General features: G+C 62.1%; 1 protein-coding gene and 1 pseudogene. One reads left to right on the forward strand and one right to left on the reverse strand.

The window, feature by feature from the left end:
* The coding region (locus tag QEH53_RS23800; protein WP_309025734.1) for a hypothetical protein at positions 1-442 on the reverse strand (442 nt) is incomplete at its 3' end.
* Between the two features lie 6 nt (positions 443-448).
* On the opposite strand from QEH53_RS23800, the pseudogene ltrA reads away from it, so the two are divergent.
* A pseudogene (gene ltrA, locus QEH53_RS23805) lies at positions 449-1,241 on the forward strand (group II intron reverse transcriptase/maturase); the annotation flags it as partial.

A 1,241-nucleotide genomic window follows, 5' to 3' on the forward strand; every position in this document is an offset into this window, starting at 1 on the left:
GAATGTAATGACGACAGCGAAGCGAACAACACGTCATAGAAGGCTCAGTGTCTCGGGCGAGCGTGCCCAGCGACGCGAAGCCCGTTCCAGGTTCGAGACATAGGGTAAATGACGCGTTTGCGTGGCGGAAGTCGACGTCCTTATCCGGGGAGGCCTCATGGACCAGCGACGATGGCTTAGATGCGCCGCGGAATCGTCGCGTCCGCTGCGGCAACGCAGTGGTGGAGCGTGAGGAATCAGCAGAGGGCATAGTAGTTCCATGAAGCGAGCCGGGAGTAGTCGCCGACGGGTTCCCCGTCCGACGAAGGTTACTGGAGGTCTCACTTGGAGCGAAGGCCCGAACCGATACGACGGATTCCGGTCCGAACTCTCGCCCTGCGGGTATGCCTCGCCAGAGGTAGCGCATGGGCGGCGGGAAGCGGACAGCCGGAATCCGGAACATGACCTGATGGAAGCGATTCTGGACACGGGAAACGTGTCCGAAGCGTGGAAGCGGGTAAAGGCCAACAAGGGGCGGCAGGAGTCGACGAAGTGTCCATCGAGGACTTTTCCGAGCTCTTCCGCCGCGCTTGGCCGAGACTGCGCGAGCGTTTGGAGTCAGGCTCGTACGAGCCAGCTCCGACGCTGCTCGTGGAGATAGAGAAGCCCGACGGGGGCAAGAGGCAGCTGGGGATCCCGACCGTATTGGACCGGGTGATACAGCAGGCGTTCGTGAGGGAGCTGGGTCCGCTTCTGGATCCGGGGTTCAGCGAGAGCAGCTTCGGTTTCCGCCCGAAGCGTTCGGCCCGTCAAGCGGTCGAGCAAGTGCGCGGCATCGTCAAAAGTGGCAGGCGGGTGGCGGTGGACTTGGACCTCTCCAAGTTCTTCGACCGGGTCGACCACGATATATTGATGTCGCGACTGGCGAGGAGGGTCCGCGACAAGCGCGCCTTGCGCTTGATCGGCAAATACCTCCGAGCCGGGGTCCAAGTCGACGGACGCCTGCAACCGACTGTCGATGGGGTGCCGCAAGGCGGTCCTTTGTCGCCGCTGCTGGCCAACGTCATGCTGGACGAACTCGACAAGGAACTCGAATCGCGAGGTCATCGCTTCGCCCGCTACGCGGACGATTTCGTCGTCCTAGTGAGGTGCGAACGATCCGGCGAACGGGTTATGGCGAGCGTGAGGAAGTTCCTCGAACGCAAGCTCAAGCTGAAGGTGAACGAGCAGAAGAGCCGCGTGGTAAAAGCGCGGGAGTTGAC

Source organism: Pelagicoccus sp. SDUM812002 (genome assembly GCF_031127835.1).
In the GTDB taxonomy this organism is placed as follows: domain Bacteria; phylum Verrucomicrobiota; class Verrucomicrobiia; order Opitutales; family Opitutaceae; genus Pelagicoccus.